This is a genomic window from Acinetobacter sp. S-1 (assembly GCF_059579785.1).
The window spans coordinates 2,505,326-2,530,050 of sequence record NZ_CM184207.1 but is presented as its reverse complement, the minus strand read 5'-3'; the positions used below and the strand labels follow the sequence as shown (position 1 = coordinate 2,530,050).

The window sequence follows — 24,725 nt, the reverse complement described above, 5'->3', positions numbered from 1 at the left end:
CAAATTTAATATTTGAGGTGTGAGATGAATATCGGTCAGGCATCCAAACATTCGGGCATTTCGGCGAAAATGATTCGCTACTATGAAGAAATCGGTTTACTTGAAGCAGCTCAGCGTTCTGCTTCTGGCTATCGCATCTATTCAGAAACAGACCTTAAAACTTTAAACTTTTTAAAGCATGCCAGAGAGTTAGGTTTTTCATCTGAACAGATGAAAGAACTTATTTCACTTTGGAAAAATACCGATCGGCATAGTGCAGAGGTGAAAGCCTTAACCGTCAAACACATTGCCGAGTTAAAACAAAAAATTGCCCACCTACAAGAAATGGTTAATATTTTGCAGGCTTCTGCCGATGATTGCTGTGGCGATCAACAGGCTTCTTGTGCCATTTTAGATCATATTGAAAAAGGGGTGGGTGTAAGCTAAATCCCATAAAAATAAAAAGGTAGAATCATGATTTATACAGCTTCTTGTCTTTGCAATGGCGTTCAACTCAACATTAATGCTGAATTAAATCCCATTATGGTTTGTCACTGTAAGCAATGCCAAAAAGCACAAGGAGCTGCTTTTGCAGCTATTACACAGATACAAAAAAGTGATTTAAACATTGTGCAGGGTGAAAATCTTTTACAGGCCTACTTTGCTTCTCCAAACAAGAAGAGAGTGTTCTGTAAAACTTGCGGTTCACCGATCTGGAGTGAACGTCTAGATAAGCCAGAAGTGGTACGCCTGAGGGTCGGACTTATTAATGAAGAAATATCGACACCAGTCATCTCTCATGCTTTTGTCAATTCACAAGTGAAGTGGTATCCAATTTGTGATGACGCTCGCCAATATCTAAATGGGGTAGAAAACCCTTAAATATTAAGGATAGATCGTATTTTGTTCATTTGTAAAAAAACGTGAACAACACTAGTCATGAATAAATAATGTGCTATAAATGTACTTAAGGTAATCGTAATATCTCCTCGCTCCACAGGGAAACTTGGGACAGGGCAAAAGATACGATAAAACCTTACATATAGCTAGCAAAGAGCAAACAAGAGTTGGATAGACACAACGCTTATATTGCTCACCGTTGCAGAAAAGCCCGTGAAACGGGCTTTTTTAATGCCTGTAAAAAACTATTTCTTATTTGGAAATATCTTATATTTTTAAACTATTTATGAAAAAGTAATGTAAAAATAATAAAATATTTCAAATATACAGACTCTTCTGTATTGCAATTTGTTTTTATTAAGGGTACATTTGGTTAACGGTTTAAAGTTCAAGTTTAATAATGAACTCATGGTCGTTGTGGGAGATCTAAGAGCCTGCATTTTCCCCAAGATGCGGGTTTTTTTTATGCCTATAAAAAAGTAAAAATTGTAATTAGTTTAAATAAAGAATATTTAATTCAATGTTATTTAAAATATTTTAATGAGCCTACGATCTAAAGATTGCGTAGGCTTAAAGTTGTAAATACCACTTAGGCACGATATGCCAGACAAGCTTGTGCGCAAGCAAGGCACGCTTTAGCACAAACTTGGCAGTGTTCATGGTCATGTTTACTGCATTCTGCTGCACAAAGTTGACAAGCGTTCGCACAAAGTTGCATGGCTGATTCTGCTAGTTCAGAGTTTCTGAGTTCTAAAGACGTACAAAGTTGGCAGGTTTCTACACATGTCATGCAATGCTTAATACATTCACGCATCATGTGCACATGTTCTTCTTGCAAACATGCAGCTGCACATGTTTTGCAGGCAATCATACATTCAATACATGCTTGAATTGAGGTAGAAGCATTACAAAATAAAGAAGAGTTGGTTTCTTGTTGAGTTTCCATAAAAGTTCTCCTGTCGAAGACTATTATTAAAAAACAGAATATTGTTATCTCTTTTCATTTTATAAAATCATTTCTTTGGTAGGTGAGTTTGAAATGAAAGGTCTACAAACGCTCAATAGGGTTTAACCTCGTATAAGAATGTTACATCTAGCTACTTCAGTTATAAATTTCAAAACTACTTGCCCAGCATTAGATTTAAAATTTGATTCGATATAATACTTTTGGCTAATTTCTTATTGTGTGAAAATTGTGCAAATTATCAGTGTGAACTTTAAGGGCACACGAAATGGAAAACGTTAATCAATTTGCTCACGGAGCTGAGCATGAAGTCCACATACATTGCAAACGATCATTAAGCACTTTAATACTGAGTATGCTCGTATTAATTACAACTGGTCGTTAAAAGAAAAAGCACCTAAGGGTGCTTTTTCTATATGTGTTTAAAGTGAAACCTTTACTTAAGAGTCTATAAAGCCACGCCGTTTTTTGTAGGCTTTACGGTCATAAGAAGGGATGTTTGATTGCTGGAGATCAATCGCAAGTTGTTTCTTGCGTTGAAACTGAACTTCACTTAGAAGAGCAGCATAAATTTTGGGGCGATCAGTTTTAAACTTTTCTACATCCAACGGAATCGTATCTTCGTTCTTAACAATGTATAGCACAGAGCCATTGCCATTCATTTCATAAACCGTCCAACCAACTCGTACAATGTAGAGTCCGGTTTTCTGATTCTTGCCTAAATAAGATTTAAAACCATCTGGATGAGGGCGAACATAAGCATTCATCATGCATCCTCCATCATCTGATTTATTTGATGAAAGCGACAATCAAAGAATTGATGGGGAACGGGACATCATATTCAGTAAAATCACGATTTCTAGTTGTTTATATATTGATCATTTTTCAAATTTCAAGTCAGAAAAAAGCATTTATTAAATAAGCTAAATAAGGGTTAAATATTAAAAATAACGGCTTATTTTTCTGTGAAAAAAAGCTTGATTTAATTATTTAGCGAGCAGAAAAAATAGCGCTTATTCTATGTTTCTGTGATCGATTTTGCATATTTAAAATTATTAAAATAGTAAGTGAATTTGTAGTCAGGTGGAGTTAATTATTTGTTTTAAAATTAAAAAAATAAAATTCAATATTTCTTGTTACAACCATTATGTCGACAATAGATATTCCTTTTTGACATATTTCGCCTAGCATAACTAAAGAGTTCGTTGCCTATGGTGTCATTTATGTTTATTGGACTTGTGGTCACCATTTTGTTGACTCCAGGCCCAACAAATACATTGTTAGCCTCGGCTGGAATACAAGCAGGGGTGAAGCAGTCTCTTAAACTTATTCCTGCTGAAGTGATGGGTTATCTCATTGCAATTACTTCATGGGGTGTTTTGCTTGAGTCAGTTTCACATTTTATCCCTTGGCTTCCTGCCTTATTAAAGTTAATAAGTGCAACTTTTATTCTCTACCTTGCATTTAAACTTTGGATAACATCAACAAATGACATCAAATTAGACAGCCCACTGATTACACCTAAGGCTTTATTTGTTGCAACACTTTTAAATCCTAAAGCTTTACTCTTTGCTTCTGCTATTTTTCCACATGCAGCATGGGAAGTGCTTCACGTTTATTTTGTGCATATTGCTATTTTTTTATCATTAATTACACCCATTGCATTTTTATGGATTGCTTTTGGAACCGTATTAATTTCAAACAAAGTAACTTGGTTAAACCAACGTAATTTACAACGTACGGCTGCATTTATTTTAACTTTTTTTGCGATGCCAATCGGCTATTCTGCGATTAGCTCATTTTAAACTTAACCCTTTATTTATATTAAAAAATTTAATTTTCAGGAGATTTTCATGACAAGATTAAAAGTAATTATCAAGGATCAGTTTGATAAAGAATCAATTGCTTTGGCAAAAGTTAGACCCATGAATGACCATGCGCTTGAGCTTCATAAAAGCGTTGAACATATTGAAATTAATGACGATATTATTTTACCCAATATGGATTTGCTCTATGAAAACCCTAAAGACGGCAGAATTTATCAGTTAATTGGTCCATTCAGTGAGGAATAACTCTTAAATTAAATTTAACAATAACCATGAGCAGAGTTTGTATTTTGTATGGTCTTAATAGAAGTCATTTAGTTAAGAGATGGTGAAAATTAAGCCAAACTAACGTATAGACACAATTAAAATATTGAACATCTAAAATGGTTATGGGACTATGCCTGTGTAAAAATGTGACCTAATCCACATTTTTGCATTTCAGGATTAAGTGGATTTCACTAAGCCCATTCCTTCAATGAGAAGTAGGAGTGGGCTTTTTTTATTCTTTAAATGTCTCATCTAAAGCCTGTTGAACGGCTTCAATTCGTGATTTACACGCTTTATAAGCCGTAATAGATTCTTCAACAATCTTCATTAAATTATCGATATCCGGGCTTTCTTGAGATTCAAGTAATTCGGCATTTTTCTTCAAAATGTCATGACCATCTTTAAACGTTAACTCTTCATTCTTCATTTGGAATTACCTGCATAATGTTGGCTTCAACTACACCATCTTGCATCTCAATAGCAATGGCGGGGCTTGAAATTTGATGTATAGAGCGAATCGCTTTTCCTTCTGATCTAACAATTGCATAGCCCTTGGCCTGAACCTGTTTCGGGTTTTGCAAAAGAATTTCTTTCATCAAAGATTCAATTTGGGCTAATGAAAATTTAACTTGTTGCTGTGAGCTAAACTGAATACGTTCTTTCATCTGGTCAAGCAAACGATGTGCCGAGCTAAGTTGACTCTGGGCGGATGACTTAATGTGATGAAGCAGTTGATCATTCTTGCTTTGATAGGTCGTGATTTGATGTTGAGAAAGTAGCTTAATCGTTTGTAGGCTATCTACAGCTTCTTGTACGCGTTCAACAATGTGGTTGCGAATACCAGCAATCACTTTACTTGGTGTGTCAAACGAACGGTGTGCAATCTCATCTAAGATAGTACGGTCTTTTTCATGACCAATTCCCACCCAAATCGGTACACTGCGTTTGCAGAGCAGGGCGGCAAGCTCATAATCATTTAAATAAGCCAAGTCATTGACAGCACCTCCACCACGAATAATCACAATCAAATCTGGTGGAAATGTAAATGTGCTGGCCCATTGTCTTAAACCTGAACCTAAAGATTCAATCAAACTGGTTGCAGCCGTGTTTCCTTGAAAAGTAGCGGTGTGATACACAAAATGGCAAACCCCATTTCGCTCAAGTGCATCTGCATCTTTTTTAAAGTCACCAAGGCCGGCAGCATTTTGAGGGGCAATGACTAAAACATTTTGAATATCAAAAGGAGTGGGGAGAAGTTTATTTTTATGAATTAAACCTTCTTGAGTAAGGCGTTCAATAATTTGCTGATAACGTTTAGCAATTTCACCCAATGTAAAACTTGAGTCAATTTCTTCAATGTTGACTGAAAATCCATATTGAGGATCAAAACGTGCTCTAATTTTGATGAGCACATTTAAGTCGCTAGAAATCTCAATCCCAGTTTCACGTTCAAACTTTAAAACAATTTTACTCGCTGAAAATTTCCAGATCGTGGCTTTACAGCTGGCAATGACTTTATCCGTCTCTGCATCTTTTTCTGCGAGCTCTAAATAGTAATGACCGCCCTTAATATTTAAATTTCGAATTTCTGCTTTTACCCAAACTGGCTCATCAAAAGCCACACGTATGACTTCCTGAACTGTGCCGAGATATTCACTAAGGGAAAACTGAGGTTCAGACATACGAACTAAAAATTAAAGGGCCAAACTAGATAGTATAAAAGCCATCCAACCAAGGCAATTGTTGTCTATGAATATCGGGTTCTATTTAAAATAAATACAACAATTTAAAGAATTAAAAATTAAAATTGATATGTAAATTTAGACTGAATGGTTAAAATGAAAAAATAATAAAAAGAGAATTGTTAATAATTACAACCGATTAAAAAATAAAGTTTGCTTTATAAAATATATGAGCGTATAAAGCTTACTTCCAATTGCGGGGTGGAGCAGTCTGGTAGCTCGTCGGGCTCATAACCCGAAGGTCGTTGGTTCAAATCCGACTCCCGCATCCAAAAATATTATGCTCTGTGATGTACCACTTTTCATAATACGAAAATTATGAAAAGCAATTAGCTTATAAATAACCCTATATAAAGCTAAATATTAAATTCTAGACGAACTGTCCATACCTTAAATCTAGCGTTCTAATTACATACCGTAAAATCACATGAGCTCAGTGATGAGTGAATGATTGTGAATATAGTAAATGAGTGGCACATTGCCACAGCCGTAAATGGCAACGAAATTAATGTGAGGATTGTTCCTCATGTACGTAAACAAAACTCTCTCGATGGATATCGTTGGGTCGAAGTTGGTAAAAAAATTCAACTTCAATCTGGTGAAGAAATTGAGTTAAACCAAGATGGTAAAAGCTTCTATGCTGGGTTTAATCAACTTTATCGTTTAAATACATATTGTTGATAAAACTATGGTAATAAAGCGAGAAAACCTATCTCTTTTAAAGGAGATAGGTTTTTTTATGTCTACAGGTTATATAAATAATTAAAGTTATAAAAAGGCTGAAGTGATTAAAAATAAGTGCATTATTATTTTAATTATATTTAATAACTAAATTAGCCTGCTCGCCAGAACTGGCGACCCATAACCTTAAAGTTTTTACCGTTCTCTTCTGTTACGCGTCGATCTCTAAATTTTTCATTTAAGCTATGCAAAATTAAAGAGCCATCTGCCTCTTTAAAAATCTGTTTAATCATTCCTTCGCCAGCAAAGTAAACCGCATAAATCTCGCCATCAATGACTTCTGTTTGAGAGATATCAATACCCACCAAATCTCCGTCTTTAATGTAGTCGGTCATGCTATCGCCTTTAGCTTTAATAATACGCATGCATTCTTGAGCAACGCGTTTTTCTTTAAAGAATGAAGCAGGGAATGGAATTTTTCCATTAATAGCATCAAAGTGAAATTCAATAGATTCGCCAGTCCCGCAAGAAAAGTTAGCTTCTACAACTTCAATCCAGACATATTGATCGGTAGATTCTGCACTTACTACAGTCGGGCTAAATACATCACTTTCTCTAAAAGAATCTTCAGTATTCCCCGTCGTTAACCAATAACCATCCACTCCTAAAAATTGAGCAATTAAAGGAAGAAATGCAGATTTTAAATTTTTCCCTGACTCTAAAGCCTGATAGGCAGGTTGCGACATCTTTACAGCTTCTGCCACTTCAGCCTGAGTTTTTTTGGCTTTAATTCTAGAGTCTTTTAAACGGTCTTTAAGAGCCATAATGGTTACACCAGTAAACTTATAACAAATATATAACTTAAGTTATATCTAGTAAAACAACTATAGTTATTGACTAATAATAACTATAGTTATAATATCAGTTATATCTCAAGATGAATAGAGAAAATTTAAATGGTACCTAAGTCACTATTTATCGCTTTATCAAAGCTTTGAGATGGAAGCTAAATTTATTTTGTTTCTACAGGTAGCAGAATAAAAGGGAGATAGCTCAATTATTATTTGCAAACAGGCTATCAAAACAAAAATTGGAATAAAAAAAAGCCCGATTCCGTGGATCAGGCTTAATGTTCGTCGATAAAGGGTATCAAGAACATGAAGAATTTAACAAAGATTGTGAGACCTAACAAAAGTTTCCGATATACGGCAAAGCCTTATATGAACTTTTTGGTCAAAAAATTAAGGCGTGTAAAAAGCTTAAATCCACAAAATTTAATACTTTTTTACATTTTTAGAAAAGGAAATATTTGTTTATAAATTAGTGGCTTAATTGCATATAGTTGGGTTCTTTATGATTGTTGTACCAGATGAAACGTTTTGAACACACATTTGTAGTCATAGCTTAGCTATATTGCTCAAAGAATGTATCAAAACCTCAAGAATAACAAATGATAAAGACGCCTTACTAACGAGTACATTGAGTTGGAGATAGTGAATGACTACAGCAATGCAGAACAGAGCTAAACAACTTAAAAATGCAAAACGTGGAGGGTATATCCCGACAATTGCCAAAGACGTAAACAAATATAAGGTACAAAAAATAAAAAGGGCACTTGAGGAGGCCAAGCAGATTGTAAATGAGCTTGAAGATGACGCATTCGAATTCGATGATCAAGTCTCTATGCAAAAAGCGATTGGTGCAATCACAGTGATTGAGTTGATTGAACAAGCCTTAAACAGTGCACACTAACAGGCTTTAGCATACAAACATTCTTTCTCGGACCCCTGAAATAAATGGGGTCAAGGATAAGTTCGTCTTGCAATTTAGCGCTGCTTTAAAGCGTTAGTGTTTTTTATTGACTGTAATAAAGAAAACGAAGGGATTAATAAACATTGAAAAACCACTAGCTGGTCAACGTAGTGAGTTTTCAAGTTTTACCCTTTAGCGCAGGACAAAGTCATGGAAACAGTTTCTAGCAGTGGGTTAGCCACATTTTTAAATTTTTATAGTATTGCAATTATGGTGGCTCTAGCAGTCAGCTTAGTTGTCGCAGTTGTATTAATGATGCGTTTTCCTCGTTCTCCACAAGAATGGATTGTTGCTCTCATCTGTACCGTAGTTTCAAGCCTAACAGGCGGCTCATTCATTATTATGAAATGGAACCTGCATGAATGGGTATCCGATATTTGGGGAATGATCACCCTATCTGGATTCTTCTTCATTTGTGGTTTACCAGGCTGGGCTATTGTGAGATGGATATTTAACTTCATCAATAAACAAGAAGGTAAAACGATTGTAGAGGTCATCAAAGACCTAAAAAAAGCAAAAGATGATCTGCAAAATAGCTAAAGACAGCTTTAAATATAAAGGTAGAATAAAATGAATATTGATCAATACTTAGAAAAAGTTATCAGCCGTGAAGGCGGGTATGTTAACCATCCATCAGATCATGGCCATGCGACTAAATTTGGCATTACAGAAGCAGTCGCTCGATCGAACGGATATCAAGGCAACATGCAAGACTTGCCCTTAAGCGTCGCTAAATCTATTTATAAGCAAAAATACTGGCTTGAACCCCAGTTTGACCAGATTAATGCGATTAGCCCAGCTATTGCAGAAGAGTTACTGGATACAGCTATAAATTGTGGCGTCAATTTTACAAAGCCTTTATTACAACGTGCTTTAAATCTGCTGAATAAGCAGGGGAAGGAAGGTTGGCCAAATCTTGTGGTAGATGGTCAGTACGGATCTCTTACTTTGCAAGCACTAGCTATGTACTTAAATAGACGTAATAAAGAGGGAGAAAAAGTATTTGTGCGCATTTTAAATATTATGCAAGGGCAGCATTATATTGAAATTACCGAGAACAACCCTAACTACGAAGATTTCTTTTATGGTTGGATATTAAACAGAGTAACACTCTAAAAATGTATTAGAAAAGAATATGTTTAAAGATCTAATGAGTTAAAAAGCCTAACCATGAGTTAAGGCTTTTTAACAAATAATAGGTCGAGCAATGCTTTATTGTGCGATAAGTAAAATGGCAAGTAGAAAGAAAATAGCACCACTAATTTTATTGAGTATCGTGAAATTATTTCCAGCTAACATTTTCTCTTTAAAAATTGAAGAGAAGTTTGCGTAAACTAAATGAATTAAAAAACCAATAAAACAAAAGGTTAAAGAAAGAATTAAAAATTGATTTAAAATCTCTTTCTTGATATCAATAAATTGAGGGAAGAGTGCGATAAAAAATACGATTGTTTTAGGATTAAGCAAAGATGCGAATAGGCCCTGATAAAACAATTTAGATTTACTTACAGCTTTATCTTTTTGTTGATCGGTCATTAACTCTTGGGTTGCAAGTTTTTTAGTAAAGTTTTTATATCCGAGATACATTAAATAAAATGCACCAATAAATTTTAAAACCGTAAAAATAGTAGGGTTACTAGTAATAATAAGTCCTACACCGCTGGCAGAAATTACAGCAATCACAAACATACCAATAATTAAACCACTTATTCCAAACAAAGCAGTTTTAACACCATAGTTAATTGAATTTGTGACAGTAAATAAAACTCCCGGTCCTGGGCTTAATAGGGTAAGAAATGCTATTGTTATAAATACTAAAAGACCGCTCACGCTGATATATCCTATTTATCAATTGAGGCAAGATTGTGCGGTTACTTTAAATGAGAAAATAATCGTTGTATACAGAAGGTTATGTATATTTAAGTCTTACATAGATTAAATATTTAAAATATAGATTTGTATAAATAAATAGGGCATATAAAACTATAAAAGTGAAAGCAACATAAACACACAACGTTAAAAATTGAGCATGTTAGTATACTAAGTCTATACCTCAAGAAATCTATAGTATGACGAAAAATGAACGGCAGTTTAAATCTGGCGAGTTTCAATTTTCCTTTTTAGCGTTTAAATATTGGGGTATATGGTTTTTAGCTTTTATTCTAATGTTATTTGCGATGTTACCTTGGGCTATTCAATGGCGCCTTGCTGATTTTCTATCAAAAATAGCGTGGAAATCTTTAAGTTCTCGAAGAAAAACTACACTACGTAATTTACAAGCATGTTTTCCAGAAAAAACACCTTTGCAAATCGAGGCAAAAGCTAAACAGGTTTTTGTTGATACTTTAACGGGTGTATTTGAAGCTCTCAATGCTTGGTATTGCCCAAATTGGTTTAAAAGCCGTGTCCACATAGATGGTTTAGAAAATTTAACTAATAATCAGGAAAATGGCGTACTTTTATTAGGTACCCACAGTACGCTTTTAGATGCAGGTGGAGCGGCGTGTACTTTATTCTTTAATATGGACGTGGTTTACCGACCTCAAAACAATCCGTTTTTAGATTTTCTGATTCATCGTAGTCGTGCGCGAGTGTATAAAAACCAAATTGCTCGAGACAACATGCGTGGACTCATACAAAACCTTAAACATGGGCATGCGATATGGTATAGCCCAGATCAGGATTTTGGCTTAAAACAAGGCGTAATGGCATCATTTTTTGGTATTCAGGCAGCTACTGTTACAGCGCATCGCAGACTAATGGATATCTCAAAAGCAGCAGCCGTGCCTTTATATTTTTACCGTAGTGGTGATATTCGTAATCCGCAATATCATGTTTTAGTAGAACCTAAATTAGAAAATTTCCCAAGTGGCTGTGAAGTCAGTGACGCTGAAAGGGTAAACAAGATTATTGAAAACCAAATTCGCATTGCCCCTACACAATACATGTGGTTTCACCGACGCTTTAAAACACGCCCTGCTGGTGAACAGAAATTCTATTAATGGCATCAGTAACTCAAGAATTAAAAGTACTTCTTTCAATTAAAATATAAAATATTAGATTTTTAATTGAAAGGATCTTTAATCAAATCAAGATGAAAGATGTTGAGTCAACACTATAAAATTTTTCTTGCTTTAATTATTTTGAATATCGATTGCAAATGATTTTGAAGCGTGTATAGTCGAGCATAACTAACAAAATATTCTTGTCATCATAAATTTCTATTTCGCAGTTTTATTTATAAGTCTTCGGTTCATTCAGATATTTAAGTTTTCACGTCTATTTTTTAGTTAAATTGGTTTCCCCAATAATAAGTTATAATATTTTAAAATTTAGGATAAATATATGTCTACTTCTACTGGTACAGTAAAATGGTTCAATGAAACTAAAGGTTTTGGTTTTATTGCGGCTGATGAAGGTAAGGATATTTTCGCTCATTTTACCGATATTCAAACACAAGGTTTTAAGGTTCTCTTAGAAGGCCAACGTGTTGAGTTTACTGTAGTACAGGGTAAAAAAGGCCCACAAGCTTCAAATATTGTGATTCTTCAGAATTCATAATTTCATAGAGCGACTAGAGTTGTTTTAAATATATTATTTAAATAGAATATGTTTAAGGCTAAAGCGCTTTAGAAGAGTTTAAAAACCCACTCTATGTTGTGGGTTTTTTATAAGTTTTAATTAAACTTATCTTTAAAAATAAAAAGCAGAATAAAAATATGCTCTTAAAAGTGCTTCTAAATTTTTTGTTAAAATATAAGTAATTAGGTGTATGGTACTAAAATGGATATTTGTATTGGCGGTATTTTAGACGGTCAAAAGATAGAAAATCATAATGATGTTTTTAAGATAGAAGAGCACTATTCGGACAATAGCTCTCAGTATGTTAAACAGCATTTCCACCTATTTGGAAAAATTTTTACCTTTTGGGTGTGCGAAGATATTGATTTACAACAGGCAATCAGAAAAGCCGAGAGAATTTTAGCGAATAAGAAAGAAACTCTTTAGTTGTTTGAACTAGAACACTTCCGTGCCTTAATTTGGTTTAAAGATTTTCTTATTAAGTAATAGATATTTTTTATATTAGCTTAATAGAATTCGTTACAGAATTTTTTACAATACTCTTGTATATGTTACACAGCTTAACATTTTTTTGTGGTATTTACTAACAATAGTAATACATTAGGCTTAATCTAAAGTTGTTTTATTTATTGCGCGAATAAAACAAAACCCACTTTAATAATATATCTTATTAAAGTGGGTTCTTTATTCAGACGGTCATCATTAATTCAATATACATAATTAAATTATAGATAATATTTGTTGTTATAAACCTCTCTTAAGAAAGGAAAACATTTTAAATGTTAAGTGCAGTACAACCTAATATTTGTTTTATTGGCAGTAGTAATCTAGCTTTAGCGTTAATAGGAGGGTTGGTTTTAAAAGGATTTAAAAAAGAAAAAATACACCTCATTGAAGAGAAAAAGATTAATGATACAAATGCTTTAAAGCAAAAAGAAAATGGACTAAAAAAAGCTGAAATTGTTGTTTTGCTACTAGAGCCTAAACAGTTAAAAGAGACACTTATACCGCTAAAAAAATGGTTAGCTAGTAAAATTATAGTTTCTATGATGGCGGGAGTAGATATTGCAAACTTGACTCGTTTTACGGGTTCGAAAAAAATTGTTCGTGTAATTTCAAATCCACCTGTGCTGACGCATACGGGGACACATGTGCTTATTGCTTCAGAGCAAATGGACCAACTTGATAAAGACCTAATCGAAATGCTGTACTCTGCAACGGGTCAGACTTTTTGGGCGCCGTCTGAAACGCAGTCAGACGCAATTATTGCTTTGTCTGGTTCGGGGCCAGCTTACTTTTTCTATATTTTAGACAGCATGATAAAGACAGGGGTTTCTTTAGGACTTGATAAACAATTTGCTCTAGATTTAGCACTCCAAGCGGCTAGTGGCGCAGTTGAAATGGTCCGTAAAAGTAATGTCCCGCCAGCGGATCTGTGTGGCAAGGTGACGTTGGCTAACGGGATTACCGAATCAGCACTCAGAATGTTTGAGCTAGGAAATGTATCTGATGATATACGTTTAGCTATGAAGGCCGCATATCATCGTAGTAAAGAAATCACTTCAGAAATTATTACTGAGGTGAGTTAAGTATTCTTTAGCAAACTAGGCCTTTAAAAAGTATTCCCAAATAACGAAGCCTAAGCCAAACCCAATAAACGAGTAGAGAGTAATAATAAAGAATACAAAACTGGCCTTATTTTTTTTCTTCAAAATGTTCATGGCGATGCCTCCAATTCAGATTAATTACATTTTGAAGAAGTGAAGGCTGTAATCATAGATACAGAATTTTTTAAAAAAAATATAACAGAGCTATCATCTGTTATATTTTCTAGGTTTTTCCTTAATAAAGATTTTAAAATCAATAAATTAAAGATTTAACTGTCAGCGTTTAACCTTTTTATTCAATTAGCATTAAATCGGCTGTATTAGCAGATTTGAGAGGGCGTAGAGCAAAGGTCGAACGGGTATGGCGTATTCCTTTAATTGAATAAAGCTTTTTCCTTAAAAACCGTTCGTAATGGTCAGCATCTTTGACTGCTACTTTAACCAGGTAATCATAGTCACCTGTGACGAGATGCGCTTCCACTACTTCAGGTATATCTGCTAATGCTTCACTGAAATTTTCTAGCATTTCGTCATCATGGCGCTCTAAAGTAATTTCAATAAAAAAAACTTCATGAATGCCAATCGCTTTTTGGTTTACGTTTACCGTATATCCTTCAATAATTTTTAAAGTTTCCAGACGTTTCAGTCGAGTCCAGCATGGAGAAGATGAAAGACCTACTTCTTCGGCCAGTTGAGCAACGGTTAAACGGCCATTTCCACGTAATGCAGATAAAATTTTCCGATCTATACGATCTAGTGTGTATTCTGTTCTGTTCAAAATATAAACCAAAGAAGAATCTTCTGATAAAAATTAATATACTTCATTTTTATGCTGTGAATGTTTAAAAATTTTAAAAAATACAGGAAACATTTTGAGTCAAAGGTACATACACTATTTCTATGCATCGAACCTTTCTGGATAGAGGTTGGGATGGAGCAAAGAGCACTGTTTCAGTAAGGGTGACTAAACAGTGCTCTTTGCGGATTTAATAAAAAGAACAAATATCCTTTTCTAAAGAATGAAATCCTCTAATGTATTAATTGCTGTTTCTAGTTGGTCGTAATGGTGAATTCTTTTATCCGCTACAGTCGAGCAGATAGAAGGATCTGGGTGAAAAAATATAGTTTTCATTCCTGCGTTATTAGCACCCTCAATATCGGCTTTATGATTATCTCCTACAAAAATACATTCATTAGGAGTACAGCCAAGTTCTTTACATGCATACTCAAATATCTGTCTATCTGGTTTTCGCATACCTACGGCTTCTGAGACGATAATTGTAGAAAAAAACTCTTTGAGACCGAGTGCATAAAAATTATTTTCTTGGAAGGGGGATTTACCATTAGAAACTAAGCCTAATTTATATCCTTTGTTATAAAGATTTTGAATTGTTTCTAGAACTTTCTCAAAAGGGCGGCAAAACTTATTAAAGTCGTTAATGTACGATTCAAGTAGGCTCTCAACACTAAAGTTTTTTATATTAAAATCTTCTAATAATTGAGAATAAACAAAATCTTTCCACACACTTCCATTGTTATCTAATTCGATAAATCTAGTTATAAAAGCTTGTTTATTTTCTTGTGATACCAATTGAAAAAAGTTTACTTGCCACTCAACAAATTTTATAAGGGATGTATTTCGGTCAAGTAGAGTTTGATCTAAATCAAATAAAATAATATTTGGCATTTTGGAGTGTTATAAAATTTTTAGATAAACACAGTATAGCTGTCTATTGGATTTAAGAATTTTCAATTTTTGTGCTTACTCTGTATTCAATCAAATAATAACTTTTATTTATCAATTGAAGAAAAACTAATCATTATTTTTTATCTAAATTTTCCTTTAATGTAATTCCATTACAAAGGAGGAGCAAGGTTATGATCACCCAGCATGATATAAATCAAAAACAATATCAAAATAAATCTCTCGACTATTTAAATAGCCAAGCTCATTCTGAAGGGGTTGAATTTAATAAATTTGTTAATGAAGTTCAGAAAATTGAAAAGGCTGTTATCCTTGATTTAGGCTGTGGTGGTGGGCATGTTTCCTACAATGTTGCTCCGCATGCCGACCTTGTTTTTGCTTACGATTTATCTCATGAAATGTTAGACACCGTGTCTAAGACGGCTAGCCAACGTAAATTAAAAAACATTTTTGTGCAGCAGGGCATTGCTGAGGACATGCCTTTTAGTGATCAGCAGTTTGATGTGGTCATTAGTCGATATTCTGCACATCACTGGCAACATGTTCCGACTGCCATGAAAGAAGTAAACCGCGTGCTTAAGCCAGATGGCATTGTTATTTTTGTAGACATTATTAGTTCTAGCTCGCCTATATTAGATACATTTTTACAGACCATCGAAACGATTCGAGACCCAAGTCATGTACGAAACTATAGTGTGAAAGAGTGGGTCTATTTTATTGAAGATGCAGGCTTTGACTTAGTCGGCCTAGACAAACAAACGCTTTCGTTAGACTTTGATAGTTGGGTAAAGCGCATGAAAACGCCTGAAGATCAAATCAAAACTTTACGTTATTTGCAGGAAGGTTCATCTGACCTTGTGAAGAAATATTTCAAAATTCAAAATGACGGTAGCTTTGAAAGCCATGTGGGTTATTTTGTCTTTAAGAAATTAGGGTTTTAACGTAGTGTTATGAATAAGGGTTTTAGTAGATTAGAAATGGATTAAATATCACTAAAACTCTTTTTTCGAATAACTCGAATAATATTAAAGATGGTTATAAAACAAATTTAATATCATTCACTTGATAAAAATTAATCACCCAATTTTATTAAGGTGATTAAGTATTCAAAAGAGAAGGGGTTTTATCCCATTTTCTTTATTATTAATAGACACTTATAAATAATTATTATTTAATACGCCCGCAATATTATCACTAATACTTTTAATAACTTTGTCGGGGAAATAATGCGTAATATTTTAGTAACGATTTTCACTTTATTCTTAGCAACATCAATTTATGCTGCTCAAGAGTCTAGAAATCTTCTAGAGCAAACTCAGTGTGAGAAAGCAGTGGAATTACATGGTTTTTTAAGCCGTGCTCAGCTCGATTGTAATTATCACTATTATTCAGAAGAGTTAAAGGATGCTGCCGCAAAATGTACTAAACATGATCTTGGTGAAAAATACGGTAGAGAGGTTATGAAATTTGGTATGAAGGAGTTTGAAGAGCGTAAGAAAGCGGATACACAGGGCCACTTTTGCCATAAGGTTTTAAAAGAGTTCCCAAAATATATTAAACAATAAAAAAATAAGGTTTTAAAAACCGATTCTAGCAAGCCGATAAGATGGATTTAATTATCCATTTTATCGGTGTATCATTAAATATAATCTGCCAACAAACTAGAAAAATAAACTTTAGAAATCTGCCTAATATCACCTTGACACATAAAATCACTCTTATTATTCTTCGTTTCAGAAGGAGAGAGGGACGCTTTATGCGTGCTGATCTTTTGGGTATTAGTCTGTCAACCCTTTCTCGTTCTATTATTATTTTTACTAAATAATGAGTTTTAATAAATTAGTTAAATATTTTAATCCAATAAAGAACAATATTTATTTAATTATTTTCTAGCCAATATCACATTGACACCTAAAACCCCTCCGATTATCCTTTGCCTGCTGGCCACATTGCCAGCCGGCTTTGACAGGCTGTTTTTCATCTAGGGCACCAAGAAAGTAATTTTTTGGTGGCGAACTCGTTCGTCCCCCCTTCGTAGCGGTAGGACGGAGGTGGGACGCCTTGTGCGTGCCGGTTCCTAGATGACTGGTCTGTCAACCCATCTTCGTTCTGCCACCATAATTATTTGACAGTAATTCGGTAGAACTTCTATTTTATCTAGGAGTCCGCTATGCGTACTATTTCTTCTTTATTGGCTTTTGCCAAAGTCTCTCTATTCATACCACTCGAGCAATCTATAAAGCGGTTCAATCGACTCTAGGTTTTCTACACCTTAAGAATCTAAAACACAGCAACTATAAAACTTGAGATAGGTCAGCACGCCATTTTGTGCGGCTTTTGCATGCCTGTTTTTAGCACTCATTTTAAGAGTGACGGCATTTCTATCTCATTTAGATACTACAAAAAATTATTTTAAGCGGTATATCTATGCCAAATTTACAATCTTCCTTTAAAGCATTAAAAGTGCTTCACGTAGCAAAAGACTTATTTAATCAATATGGGTTTCATAAAGTTGGTGTCGATCGAATTATTAGTGAAGCCAAGGTTTCCAAAGCCACTTTTTATAATGCCTTTCACTCAAAAGAACGGCTAATCGAGAGGTGTATCAGTTTCCAAAAAGACACGCTAAAAGACAAAGTGTTTTCAATTCTCTATTCTTACAATGAACTCATGGTGCTGGATAAACTTAAGCAAATTTATTTTTTACATGCGAGTTTAGAAGGGCCATATCATTTACCCTTTAAGGCATTGTTTGAAATTAAAAGAGTCTATCCCAAGGCCTATGGCGTTACGATTGAGTACCGAACTTGGCTCATTAATGAAATTTATAAGCTACTTTTATCTGTCAAAACTACTGCCTCAGTCGAAGACGCTTACATGTTTTTATGCATGATTGACGGGGCGATGTTCCGACTTTTTGAAAAAAACAGCATTGATGAAAGCGCGCTAGTTCGATTGTTTCTTTTTAATCTGTGTCGGTCTAGATAACACTTAAACGAAAGAAAGCCTTCCAAAAAGGAGGCTTTACTTTGTATTGAAATAAGCGCTTAGCTTGATTACACAGGTTTTGCAGCCTGTGCCATTCCTTCAAAATATTGAACTGCAGGCGAGCGAGCCATATAAGCTAGAGCTTGCTCGGTGTCTCCCTCATGAATTGGGTTAAATTTTGGAGAAGCCCATCTTAACGTCGCTTTCCACAAATATTTAATAGTCGGTAAGTTGTCTGAGCGAGTCGCAGTTTTTTCAAATTCTCGAATAATTTTGAAGTAGCCACGGCGCATCAATTTTTGAATATCTTCATGCTCTAAATCTTGCTTACCTAAACTACGGGCAAAGTCAGCAAGGAAGTAAATAAACAGTGGGAAAACCGCCGCCATAATCACTTGGCGCGACACATAAAACCCAAACTTGTTTGTTAAAAGGTGCTCAAATAAATCGTAAGCAACACAGCGATGTTCCACTTCTTCAGCCAAATGCCAACGGAACAAATCTGCCATAGCAGGGTCAGCTTGGTCCCAAGTCTTACTGTCCAGCGTCCATTGACCAATGGTTCCCGTAAAGTGCTCGATTGCAGCAATCACGCCTACTCGGAAAAGTAACCAATATTCATCAAGCTTTTCGCCTTTTAAAAAAGGTATGCCTAGAGGTTTGTCACCCAACAAAATGTTAAAAACAAAATGGGCACGGTTGAGTGTTTCTTGAATGTCGTAACCATTTTCACGTAAGAAGTCCTGTGCTTTTTCATGTGCACGTGCATGAGCTGCTTCTTGACGGACAAATCCAATCACTTCTTGTTTTAGTGCTTCATCGGTAATTAAGGGCAGGGTTTTATTAAATACACGGCAAAACCAAAATTCACCAGCGGGTAAGAGCATGTTAATGCCATTGGCGACATGCGAACATAGCGGATCATTCGGCATCCAACAGACCGAAGATTCGGTAAAATCGAAGTGGACCTTTCTTGCTTTAAGCTGATGATTCCCTGTGATCATATACGTCACCCTATTCATAATTGTTCATTTAATGCGAATGGACAATTTTTAGCATTAAGTAAAATTGATCACCATGTGCTTAAGGGACAAAATGAGACTCAAAAAGGTTTATAGAGATAAAAGCAGCTCTATTAAAGATTGGATATATTTAACACAACACGAGGGTAAGCTTTTTTATTTTAAATATGAGATGAATAAAAAAAGCTCCTTAATAAAAAGGAGCTTTGGTTTTTATAATTTAAATTTTTAATTATAAATTTATTTTATTTTAATCTAGCTAAAACTAGCTAGCTTAGAAGTTTAGATCTCTTGCCACTGATCTTTAACTTCCTCTGAATTTTTATTCAGAATAACCTGATCTTCTTTTACTTCCCCAATCCACCCAGTAGGGATGAGGTGATGTTGACCACTTTCGTCTCGGGTGAGTTTTAACTGGTTTTCACCATCGAGATGGTCCACAGTACCTACTTTAGTACCACAAGAAGCAATAACATCTGCGTGTTTTTTAATATCATTAATATTTAAAGTGTTCATTTTAGACCTCTTCTGTAGAAATAGAAAAACGGTAAGAACTAAACTACTTTAAATAATCGATTAAATGTGGGGTTTTTAATAAACCTTACATGATCGGATTATAAGTTCACTTAATCGTGATATTTGAGTAACAATGAAATAATTAGATATAAAACTAATATTATTTATCTTTTTATTACAATTTATATGTTTATCTAAACAGAAATCTTTAGTTATGGTTGGGTTAAGTCTTATAAATAATTATTTGCAATGAATATTAAAATACCTATAAAAATGACGATACTGAGCAGTTTGAGTGAATTTGAAAATGCCTTGGCTGAAGATAAAAGTAAGCTTCGTATAAATTTACTTTTTCAGCTTGTAAATTTAACTCAAAATTTGCCTCATCCAGCTTCGGGTCAAACCTATCAACGTTGGCAACTTTTTGCGCAGATTGCTGGAGTCGACTTAAGTCTAGCCAAGCTTTTTGAGTCTCATTGTGATGCTTTAAGCATTTTAAATGATTTGGGTTATCAACAAGAAATAGATGACCAGACTTGGGCAGTTTGGGCAGCAGACGGTGGACCAGCACCATTGCAAATAAAAGACAATCTTTGTAATGGCATAAAACCTTGGTGCTCTGGTGCTGAATTCATTGAAAAAGCTTTAATAAGTTATAAAGATCAGCAAGGGCAGGCGCAGCTTTGTATTGTCGACTTAAGTCATCCATCCATTACAACCGACTTAAGCCACTGGAACGCTGTAGGTATGCATGCGACACAGACTGCGCAAGTAACTTTTAAAAATACACCTGTTAAATTGATTGGTCAGCCAAATAGTTATTTAAAACGCCCAGGTTTTTGGTATGGTGCAGCAGGTGTAGCGGCCTGTTGGTATGGTGCCGCCGTGCGCCTAGCTAACTTTTTGCAAGAAAGCTGTCAGGCAACTCCGAATCCTTATAAAAAATTATATTTAGGTGAGGTCGCTCAGCAGCTAGAAATCACTAAGCAGTATTTTCAATATGTTGCCAAGCTCATAGACCATAAACCAACGCTAAGTCATGAGCGCGAAATACGCATATTACGTGCTCAAGCAGAACAATGCTGCCTGAGCGTTATTGAACGAGTAGGGAAAGCTTTGGGTGCTCGTCCTTTTTGTGAGGATGCGACATTTGCTCAGCTCATGGCTGATCTGCCTGTGTTTATCAGGCAAAGTCATGCTGCTTTTGACTATGAACAAATTGCAGAACTCTGTGTGTCGGAGCAAAGCCTATGGGAACTTTAAAACATCCTTTGGTTGAAGACCGAGTTATTTTTGGTGAGGGCACGGCCAAAGAGCAATGGTTAAATGTATTTAAAGAACATCCGCTAGCGCCTTTAGACCTTGAGTTATTTCGCTCAAAAAGAGTGGTGATTGTCGCTCCACATCCTGATGATGAAGTGCTTGGCTGTGGCGGGTTAATGCAGCAACTGATCACGCTGAATTGTAAAATAGTGGTTTTAGCTGTCAGTAACGGCACACAAAGTCATCCTAAATCTACAAAATATTCTCCAGATCAGCTTAATACTCTTCGTCCGCAAGAAAGCTTGGCGGCCTTAAATTGTCTGGGCGTAGCAGAGTCAACCGAGCATTTAGAGCTTAATTTGTTAGATGGCCAGATCCATTTGCAAACCGAACAACTGTGGCAGAGTTTAGACAAGTTGGTTCAAGCCAACGATATTCTAATTTGTAGTTATGAATTTGATGGTCATCCAGACCATGAAGCCGTGGGTAAAACCGTACAAGCCTATGCAACTGCTAAGCAACTCCTCTGTTTACACGTATTAATTTGGGCTTGGCATTGGGCAGAGCCTTTAGACCAACGCATTGATTGGCACCGAGCAAAAGCATTTTCCTTAACACCCGAACAGCTAGCTAAAAAACATCAAGCAATTTTGCAGTTTAAAACCCAACTTGAAGCAGATGAAACTACGGGTAATGCCGCCGTTCTCTCTCCAAATGCGATTAAACGTCTTTTAATGCCTTATGAGGTTTATTTGAGTGATTCATTCTCGCGTGTACTTTGAAGATTTATATCGTCATAACAGTGACCCATGGGGCTATGACTTTCATTGGTATGAAGCTCGTAAAAGACAAATTTGTCTCGCGCTGCTGACAAAACCCCGCTACCCAAAAGTGTTAGAAGTGGGTTGTTCAAATGGACATTTAAGTTTTCATTTGGCACAAAGAGCTGAGGAGTTAGTGTGTATAGACGTCTCTGATAGTGCTGTTCGCTTGGCGTCCGAGCGTTTAAAAGAATTTGAGCATGTGGTGGTTGAGAACTGGAAAATACCCGAAGACTACTCAATTCAAAAGTTTGACCTGATTTTAATTAGTGAGATGGCCTATTACTTATCGGCAGATGAATTGCATCAGTTTATTGAAAAGTTAAAGCTTAGTTTAAATGATGATGGCGAGATTCTGTGTTGTCACTGGCGTCATGAAATTCAAGATTTTGAATTAAACGCAGAGCAAGTCCATCAAGCTTTTCAGCAACATTTTCCATTTCATCACTACCTCAGCTTAAACGACCCAGACTTTATGATTGATCTGTGGACGGCGAACACTTCCTCTTTAGCGCAGCAGGAAAAACTAAGATGAAAATAGGTATCGTCATCCCAGCGCATAACGAAGAGTATTATCTATCGGCCTGCTTGCAATCTATTCAGGTCGCCATAGATAATATTTCTGGTTATGAGGTAGAAGTGCTTGTTGTACTCGATAGCTGTACAGATCAGTCGCGGTTGATTGTCCAAAGCCATCAAATCAACTCGATTGAATGCAACTATGAATGTGTCGGCAAGGCGAGGGATTTAGGAATCCGTCATTTAATCGGGCGTGGTGTAACTTGGATTGCATGTACCGATGCAGACACCGTGGTGAGTCCTGATTGGTTGCGCTATCAAATCCAGCATCAACCCACAGATGCAATTTGCGGTACTGTAACGCTAGACGATTTTAGTCATCTCTCTATAACGAAACAGCAAAAATATTTAGCACACTATAAAGATGAAATGGACCACGCGCATATTCACGGAGCAAATTTAAGTTTTAGTGCAGAGGTCTATCTGTTGGTTGGTGGCTTTGAGCCTATTTCATGTCATGAGGATGTATCTTTAATCAAAAAATTGATCCATCATTGTTGCAATATTACTTGGAGTAATCTGGTTCGAGTAACCACAAGTAGTCGTTTAAATGGACGCGCACCTCAAGGTTTATCGTACTTTTTAAATAATCTCTAATGCTTAAAGCATTACCTCGCCCAATATCGAAATATTCTTTAAGTTTTTAGGGTCATATTTAATTTTGATAATACTACCCAGTTTATATTTATAGTGATCTTGCTTAGCAATAAGCACCTTTAGATTTTCAGTAATGACTTGGCCTTGCTCAGTTTGAAATTTCAATTTGATATAACATAAAGGGCGATATTGTACCTTAGCTAATGAGTCTTGAAAATATACGACCTCGGCAGAAGCAATCTTTCCTCGTTTATAAATTAAAAATCTTTGAACCTGACTTTTAAGAAAAAATGTCCAAGCAATATAGATAAACAATAAGCTGAACCAGACTGTTCCAATAAAAGTCAAAAAATCAGAAAATTTCACTCACTCAAACCAGAATTATTCGTTTAACGCATTATTCTAAATGAACCGATAAGCCCGATCTAGTTTATATAATTGGTCTGAAACATAAGCAGATGAAGCTTAAAAATTAACGGATCATAATTAAATTTGGGCAGGGTATATAACTTAGTTGTTGTATTTATGACTACATATGTAAACAAACCTTATGAGAAACGTTCTTAACCCCTAAAATTCTACAAAAGAAATTTTAAAGGTGTATAGGTTTGGATTTTTTAAATTTTTTCCGTGATATTCGGGGTGAGTTAAGTCAATATCCTTGGCTAGAAATGTTGGTTTCACTCACGATTTTGATTTTATTTGCTGCAATAGCAAATTTTATTGCCAAACGCATTATTGTTCGGGGCGTTCGACATTTAGTCACAAAACTCAAATCACCAAATCAGTCTATTTTTGCTCAGCATAGCGTTATAAAGAAATTTGCAAATATTGTTCCTGCTGTTGTGATTATGAACGGTATTGCAACGGTTCCTCATCTATCTCCAAAGTTCATTGCTTTTGTAGAGATGGCAGCACAAGCATTCATTTTTCTTACACTCGCGCTTACGGTCAGCGAGCTGTTAAATATCTTTAATCTTATTTATCAGCGTAATCCAAAATCTAGAAACAAGCCGATTAAAGGTTACTTACAACTGGTTAAACTCATTTTATTTGTTGTGTGTGGTCTCATGATTTTGGGAACATTTCTTAAAAAGGATGTGTTCACTTTACTCGCTGGTTTTGGTGCAATGGCAGCGGTATTAATGCTGGTTTTCCAAAACACTATTTTGTCTTTGGTGGCGAGTGTACAAATTGCATCTTATGACATGGTGCGTATTGGCGACTGGATTGAAATGCCATCACTCAATGCAGATGGTGATGTAATTGATATTTCACTGCATACCGTGACTGTTCAAAACTTTGATAAAACCTATACCACCATTCCAACCAATAAACTCGTGACCGATACATTTAAAAACTGGCGAGGCATGAGCAATTCGGGTTGTCGTCGAATGAAGCGCTCACTTTTTATCGATCAAAGTAGCGTTCATTTCATGAGTGATGAAGAACAACAAAAGCTCAAAGACTTTTTATTGTTAGATCAATACTTAAATGCAAAGAACTCTGAAATTGAAGAATTCAATAAGCATTTAAGCAATCAATCTCGTTACAACAAGCGCCGTCTAACCAATATTGGTACATTTAGAGCCTATGTAGAGTTTTACTTACGTCAGCACAAGGGCATTGCTCAAAATCAAACTATTATTGTTCGTCAGTTACAGCCGACCAGCCAAGGTTTGCCGCTAGAAATTTATGCATTTACCAACACGATTGCATGGGTTTCTTATGAAGCAATTCAGTCAGATATTTTTGACCATTTAATTGCAATTCTTCCCGAGTTTGGTTTACGTGTTTACCAAGCACCTTCGGGTCATGACTTGCAAAGATTGACGGCAGAAATTCACCCAAGTTAAGTTTTTAAGCTGTAAATA

At 35.4% G+C, this 24,725-nt stretch carries 32 protein-coding genes and 1 tRNA gene; 21 read left to right on the top strand and 12 right to left on the bottom strand.

Annotation, left to right across the window (positions count from 1 at the left end):
• Positions 1–24 precede the first annotated feature (24 nt).
• Positions 25–426 carry a Cu(I)-responsive transcriptional regulator gene (gene cueR / locus AC52J8_RS12085; RefSeq protein WP_001020650.1) on the top strand — a complete coding sequence of 134 codons (402 nt, stop codon included), beginning with the start codon at positions 25–27 and terminating at the stop codon, positions 424–426.
• A 27-nt stretch (positions 427–453) separates the two neighbouring features.
• The gene (locus AC52J8_RS12080) at positions 454–861 is read left to right on the top strand and encodes a GFA family protein (protein ID WP_068563704.1); all 408 of its coding nucleotides are present in this window, start codon (positions 454–456) and stop codon (positions 859–861) included.
• Positions 862–1,468: 607 nt separating this feature from the next.
• Here the strand turns inward: AC52J8_RS12080 and AC52J8_RS12075 are convergent.
• Together AC52J8_RS12075 and AC52J8_RS12070 are read right to left on the bottom strand one after the other, a co-directional pair.
• Positions 1,469–1,825: a four-helix bundle copper-binding protein gene (locus AC52J8_RS12075; protein WP_005070246.1), complete on the bottom strand. Its 357-nt coding sequence runs from the start codon at positions 1,823–1,825 to the stop codon at positions 1,469–1,471.
• Between the two features lie 458 nt (positions 1,826–2,283).
• The gene (locus AC52J8_RS12070; protein WP_014206226.1) at positions 2,284–2,613 is read right to left on the bottom strand and encodes a hypothetical protein; all 330 of its coding nucleotides are present in this window, start codon (positions 2,611–2,613) and stop codon (positions 2,284–2,286) included.
• 441 nt (positions 2,614–3,054) lie between these two features.
• Between AC52J8_RS12070 and AC52J8_RS12065 the strand changes: the two genes are divergently transcribed.
• Both AC52J8_RS12065 and AC52J8_RS12060 read left to right on the top strand, forming a co-directional pair.
• Positions 3,055–3,648 (top strand): LysE family translocator, encoded by a 594-nt coding sequence (locus AC52J8_RS12065; protein ID WP_005802640.1) that lies wholly within the window; start codon positions 3,055–3,057, stop codon positions 3,646–3,648.
• 48 nt (positions 3,649–3,696) lie between these two features.
• Positions 3,697–3,915, top strand: coding sequence for a hypothetical protein (locus AC52J8_RS12060; RefSeq protein WP_075382614.1), 219 nt, complete (start codon positions 3,697–3,699; stop codon positions 3,913–3,915).
• Positions 3,916–4,168: 253 nt separating this feature from the next.
• On the opposite strand, the gene xseB is transcribed toward AC52J8_RS12060, so the two are convergent.
• Positions 4,169–4,363: an exodeoxyribonuclease VII small subunit gene (xseB, locus tag AC52J8_RS12055; protein ID WP_002119890.1), complete on the bottom strand. Its 195-nt coding sequence runs from the start codon at positions 4,361–4,363 to the stop codon at positions 4,169–4,171.
• Positions 4,353–5,618, bottom strand: coding sequence for an exodeoxyribonuclease VII large subunit (gene xseA, locus AC52J8_RS12050; RefSeq protein WP_086400084.1), 1,266 nt, complete (start codon positions 5,616–5,618; stop codon positions 4,353–4,355). Before xseA ends, xseB begins: the two co-directional genes overlap by 11 nt.
• Positions 5,619–5,873: 255 nt before the next feature.
• Between xseA and AC52J8_RS12045 the strand changes: the two genes are divergently transcribed.
• Together AC52J8_RS12045 and AC52J8_RS12040 are read left to right on the top strand one after the other, a co-directional pair.
• Positions 5,874–5,950: transfer RNA gene (locus tag AC52J8_RS12045), tRNA-Met, on the top strand.
• A 175-nt stretch (positions 5,951–6,125) separates the two neighbouring features.
• A complete protein-coding gene (locus AC52J8_RS12040; protein WP_002119938.1) occupies positions 6,126–6,359 on the top strand; it encodes a hypothetical protein in 234 nt (77 codons plus the stop codon).
• A 152-nt stretch (positions 6,360–6,511) separates the two neighbouring features.
• Here AC52J8_RS12040 and AC52J8_RS12035 read toward each other — a convergent pair whose 3' ends face one another.
• Positions 6,512–7,183, bottom strand: a complete 672-nt coding sequence (locus AC52J8_RS12035; protein WP_002119885.1) for an XRE family transcriptional regulator — start codon at positions 7,181–7,183, stop codon at positions 6,512–6,514.
• 673 nt (positions 7,184–7,856) lie between these two features.
• Between AC52J8_RS12035 and AC52J8_RS12030 the strand changes: the two genes are divergently transcribed.
• The 3 genes from AC52J8_RS12030 (at position 7,857) to AC52J8_RS12020 (ending at position 9,287) form a co-directional block, all read left to right on the top strand.
• Positions 7,857–8,111 (top strand): hypothetical protein, encoded by a 255-nt coding sequence (locus AC52J8_RS12030; protein WP_017399420.1) that lies wholly within the window; start codon positions 7,857–7,859, stop codon positions 8,109–8,111.
• 210 nt (positions 8,112–8,321) lie between these two features.
• Positions 8,322–8,711, top strand: a complete 390-nt coding sequence (locus tag AC52J8_RS12025) for a hypothetical protein (protein ID WP_002119864.1) — start codon at positions 8,322–8,324, stop codon at positions 8,709–8,711.
• A 30-nt stretch (positions 8,712–8,741) separates the two neighbouring features.
• The gene (locus tag AC52J8_RS12020; RefSeq protein ID WP_068529566.1) at positions 8,742–9,287 is read left to right on the top strand and encodes a glycoside hydrolase family 108 protein; all 546 of its coding nucleotides are present in this window, start codon (positions 8,742–8,744) and stop codon (positions 9,285–9,287) included.
• Positions 9,288–9,383: 96 nt separating this feature from the next.
• On the opposite strand, the gene AC52J8_RS12015 is transcribed toward AC52J8_RS12020, so the two are convergent.
• Positions 9,384–10,001, bottom strand: coding sequence for a LysE family translocator (locus tag AC52J8_RS12015; protein WP_017399418.1), 618 nt, complete (start codon positions 9,999–10,001; stop codon positions 9,384–9,386).
• Between the two features lie 239 nt (positions 10,002–10,240).
• Between AC52J8_RS12015 and AC52J8_RS12010 the strand changes: the two genes are divergently transcribed.
• From AC52J8_RS12010 to AC52J8_RS11995, 4 genes are all read left to right on the top strand, one after another.
• Positions 10,241–11,173 (top strand): LpxL/LpxP family acyltransferase, encoded by a 933-nt coding sequence (locus AC52J8_RS12010; protein ID WP_032006555.1) that lies wholly within the window; start codon positions 10,241–10,243, stop codon positions 11,171–11,173.
• Positions 11,174–11,516: 343 nt separating this feature from the next.
• Complete coding sequence (locus AC52J8_RS12005; protein ID WP_005070223.1) at positions 11,517–11,732, top strand: cold-shock protein; 216 nt, start codon at positions 11,517–11,519, stop codon at positions 11,730–11,732.
• A gap of 222 nt (positions 11,733–11,954) precedes the next feature.
• The gene (locus AC52J8_RS12000) at positions 11,955–12,179 is read left to right on the top strand and encodes a hypothetical protein (protein ID WP_002117453.1); all 225 of its coding nucleotides are present in this window, start codon (positions 11,955–11,957) and stop codon (positions 12,177–12,179) included.
• 353 nt (positions 12,180–12,532) lie between these two features.
• Positions 12,533–13,342: a pyrroline-5-carboxylate reductase family protein gene (locus AC52J8_RS11995; RefSeq protein WP_017403101.1), complete on the top strand. Its 810-nt coding sequence runs from the start codon at positions 12,533–12,535 to the stop codon at positions 13,340–13,342.
• Positions 13,343–13,357: 15 nt separating this feature from the next.
• On the opposite strand, the gene AC52J8_RS11990 is transcribed toward AC52J8_RS11995, so the two are convergent.
• From AC52J8_RS11990 to AC52J8_RS11980, 3 genes are all read right to left on the bottom strand, one after another.
• Entirely contained in the window at positions 13,358–13,474 is a 117-nt protein-coding gene (locus AC52J8_RS11990; RefSeq protein WP_002117441.1) for a hypothetical protein, read from the bottom strand.
• Positions 13,475–13,652: 178 nt separating this feature from the next.
• Positions 13,653–14,138, bottom strand: coding sequence for an Lrp/AsnC family transcriptional regulator (locus tag AC52J8_RS11985; RefSeq protein WP_031944142.1), 486 nt, complete (start codon positions 14,136–14,138; stop codon positions 13,653–13,655).
• Between the two features lie 234 nt (positions 14,139–14,372).
• Complete coding sequence (locus tag AC52J8_RS11980) at positions 14,373–15,047, bottom strand: HAD family hydrolase (RefSeq protein ID WP_025466697.1); 675 nt, start codon at positions 15,045–15,047, stop codon at positions 14,373–14,375.
• 191 nt (positions 15,048–15,238) lie between these two features.
• On the opposite strand from AC52J8_RS11980, the gene AC52J8_RS11975 reads away from it, so the two are divergent.
• From AC52J8_RS11975 to AC52J8_RS11965, 3 genes are all read left to right on the top strand, one after another.
• Complete coding sequence (locus tag AC52J8_RS11975) at positions 15,239–16,006, top strand: class I SAM-dependent methyltransferase (protein ID WP_039757575.1); 768 nt, start codon at positions 15,239–15,241, stop codon at positions 16,004–16,006.
• Between the two features lie 285 nt (positions 16,007–16,291).
• A complete protein-coding gene (locus tag AC52J8_RS11970; RefSeq protein WP_002117449.1) occupies positions 16,292–16,630 on the top strand; it encodes a hypothetical protein in 339 nt (112 codons plus the stop codon).
• 862 nt (positions 16,631–17,492) lie between these two features.
• Complete coding sequence (locus AC52J8_RS11965; protein WP_086400083.1) at positions 17,493–18,053, top strand: TetR/AcrR family transcriptional regulator; 561 nt, start codon at positions 17,493–17,495, stop codon at positions 18,051–18,053.
• Between the two features lie 68 nt (positions 18,054–18,121).
• Here the strand turns inward: AC52J8_RS11965 and AC52J8_RS11960 are convergent, their stop codons facing one another.
• Both AC52J8_RS11960 and AC52J8_RS11955 read right to left on the bottom strand, forming a co-directional pair.
• Positions 18,122–19,057, bottom strand: a complete 936-nt coding sequence (locus AC52J8_RS11960) for a metal-dependent hydrolase (protein WP_068930917.1) — start codon at positions 19,055–19,057, stop codon at positions 18,122–18,124.
• A gap of 300 nt (positions 19,058–19,357) precedes the next feature.
• On the bottom strand, positions 19,358–19,591 hold the full coding sequence (locus AC52J8_RS11955; RefSeq protein ID WP_086354909.1) for a DUF2171 domain-containing protein: 234 nt from the start codon (positions 19,589–19,591) through the stop codon (positions 19,358–19,360).
• 249 nt (positions 19,592–19,840) lie between these two features.
• Here AC52J8_RS11955 and AC52J8_RS11950 point away from each other — a divergent pair, with 249 nt between their 5' ends.
• From AC52J8_RS11950 to AC52J8_RS11935, 4 genes are read left to right on the top strand one after another with little or no spacing between them, the layout of a single operon-like run.
• Positions 19,841–20,854: an acyl-CoA dehydrogenase family protein gene (locus tag AC52J8_RS11950; RefSeq protein ID WP_140157921.1), complete on the top strand. Its 1,014-nt coding sequence runs from the start codon at positions 19,841–19,843 to the stop codon at positions 20,852–20,854.
• Positions 20,842–21,636 (top strand): PIG-L deacetylase family protein, encoded by a 795-nt coding sequence (locus tag AC52J8_RS11945; RefSeq protein WP_086400081.1) that lies wholly within the window; start codon positions 20,842–20,844, stop codon positions 21,634–21,636. The genes AC52J8_RS11950 and AC52J8_RS11945 overlap by 13 nt, the downstream gene beginning before the upstream one ends.
• The gene (locus AC52J8_RS11940) at positions 21,611–22,210 is read left to right on the top strand and encodes a class I SAM-dependent methyltransferase (RefSeq protein ID WP_086400080.1); all 600 of its coding nucleotides are present in this window, start codon (positions 21,611–21,613) and stop codon (positions 22,208–22,210) included. Before AC52J8_RS11945 ends, AC52J8_RS11940 begins: the two co-directional genes overlap by 26 nt.
• The gene (locus tag AC52J8_RS11935; RefSeq protein ID WP_197738930.1) at positions 22,207–22,851 is read left to right on the top strand and encodes a glycosyltransferase family 2 protein; all 645 of its coding nucleotides are present in this window, start codon (positions 22,207–22,209) and stop codon (positions 22,849–22,851) included. Before AC52J8_RS11940 ends, AC52J8_RS11935 begins: the two co-directional genes overlap by 4 nt.
• A gap of 3 nt (positions 22,852–22,854) precedes the next feature.
• Here the strand turns inward: AC52J8_RS11935 and AC52J8_RS11930 are convergent, their stop codons facing one another.
• Entirely contained in the window at positions 22,855–23,217 is a 363-nt protein-coding gene (locus tag AC52J8_RS11930; protein ID WP_086400078.1) for a DUF3592 domain-containing protein, read from the bottom strand.
• A 242-nt stretch (positions 23,218–23,459) separates the two neighbouring features.
• Between AC52J8_RS11930 and AC52J8_RS11925 the strand changes: the two genes are divergently transcribed.
• Positions 23,460–24,707, top strand: a complete 1,248-nt coding sequence (locus AC52J8_RS11925; RefSeq protein WP_005070199.1) for a mechanosensitive ion channel family protein — start codon at positions 23,460–23,462, stop codon at positions 24,705–24,707.
• Positions 24,708–24,725: the final 18 nt, after the last annotated feature.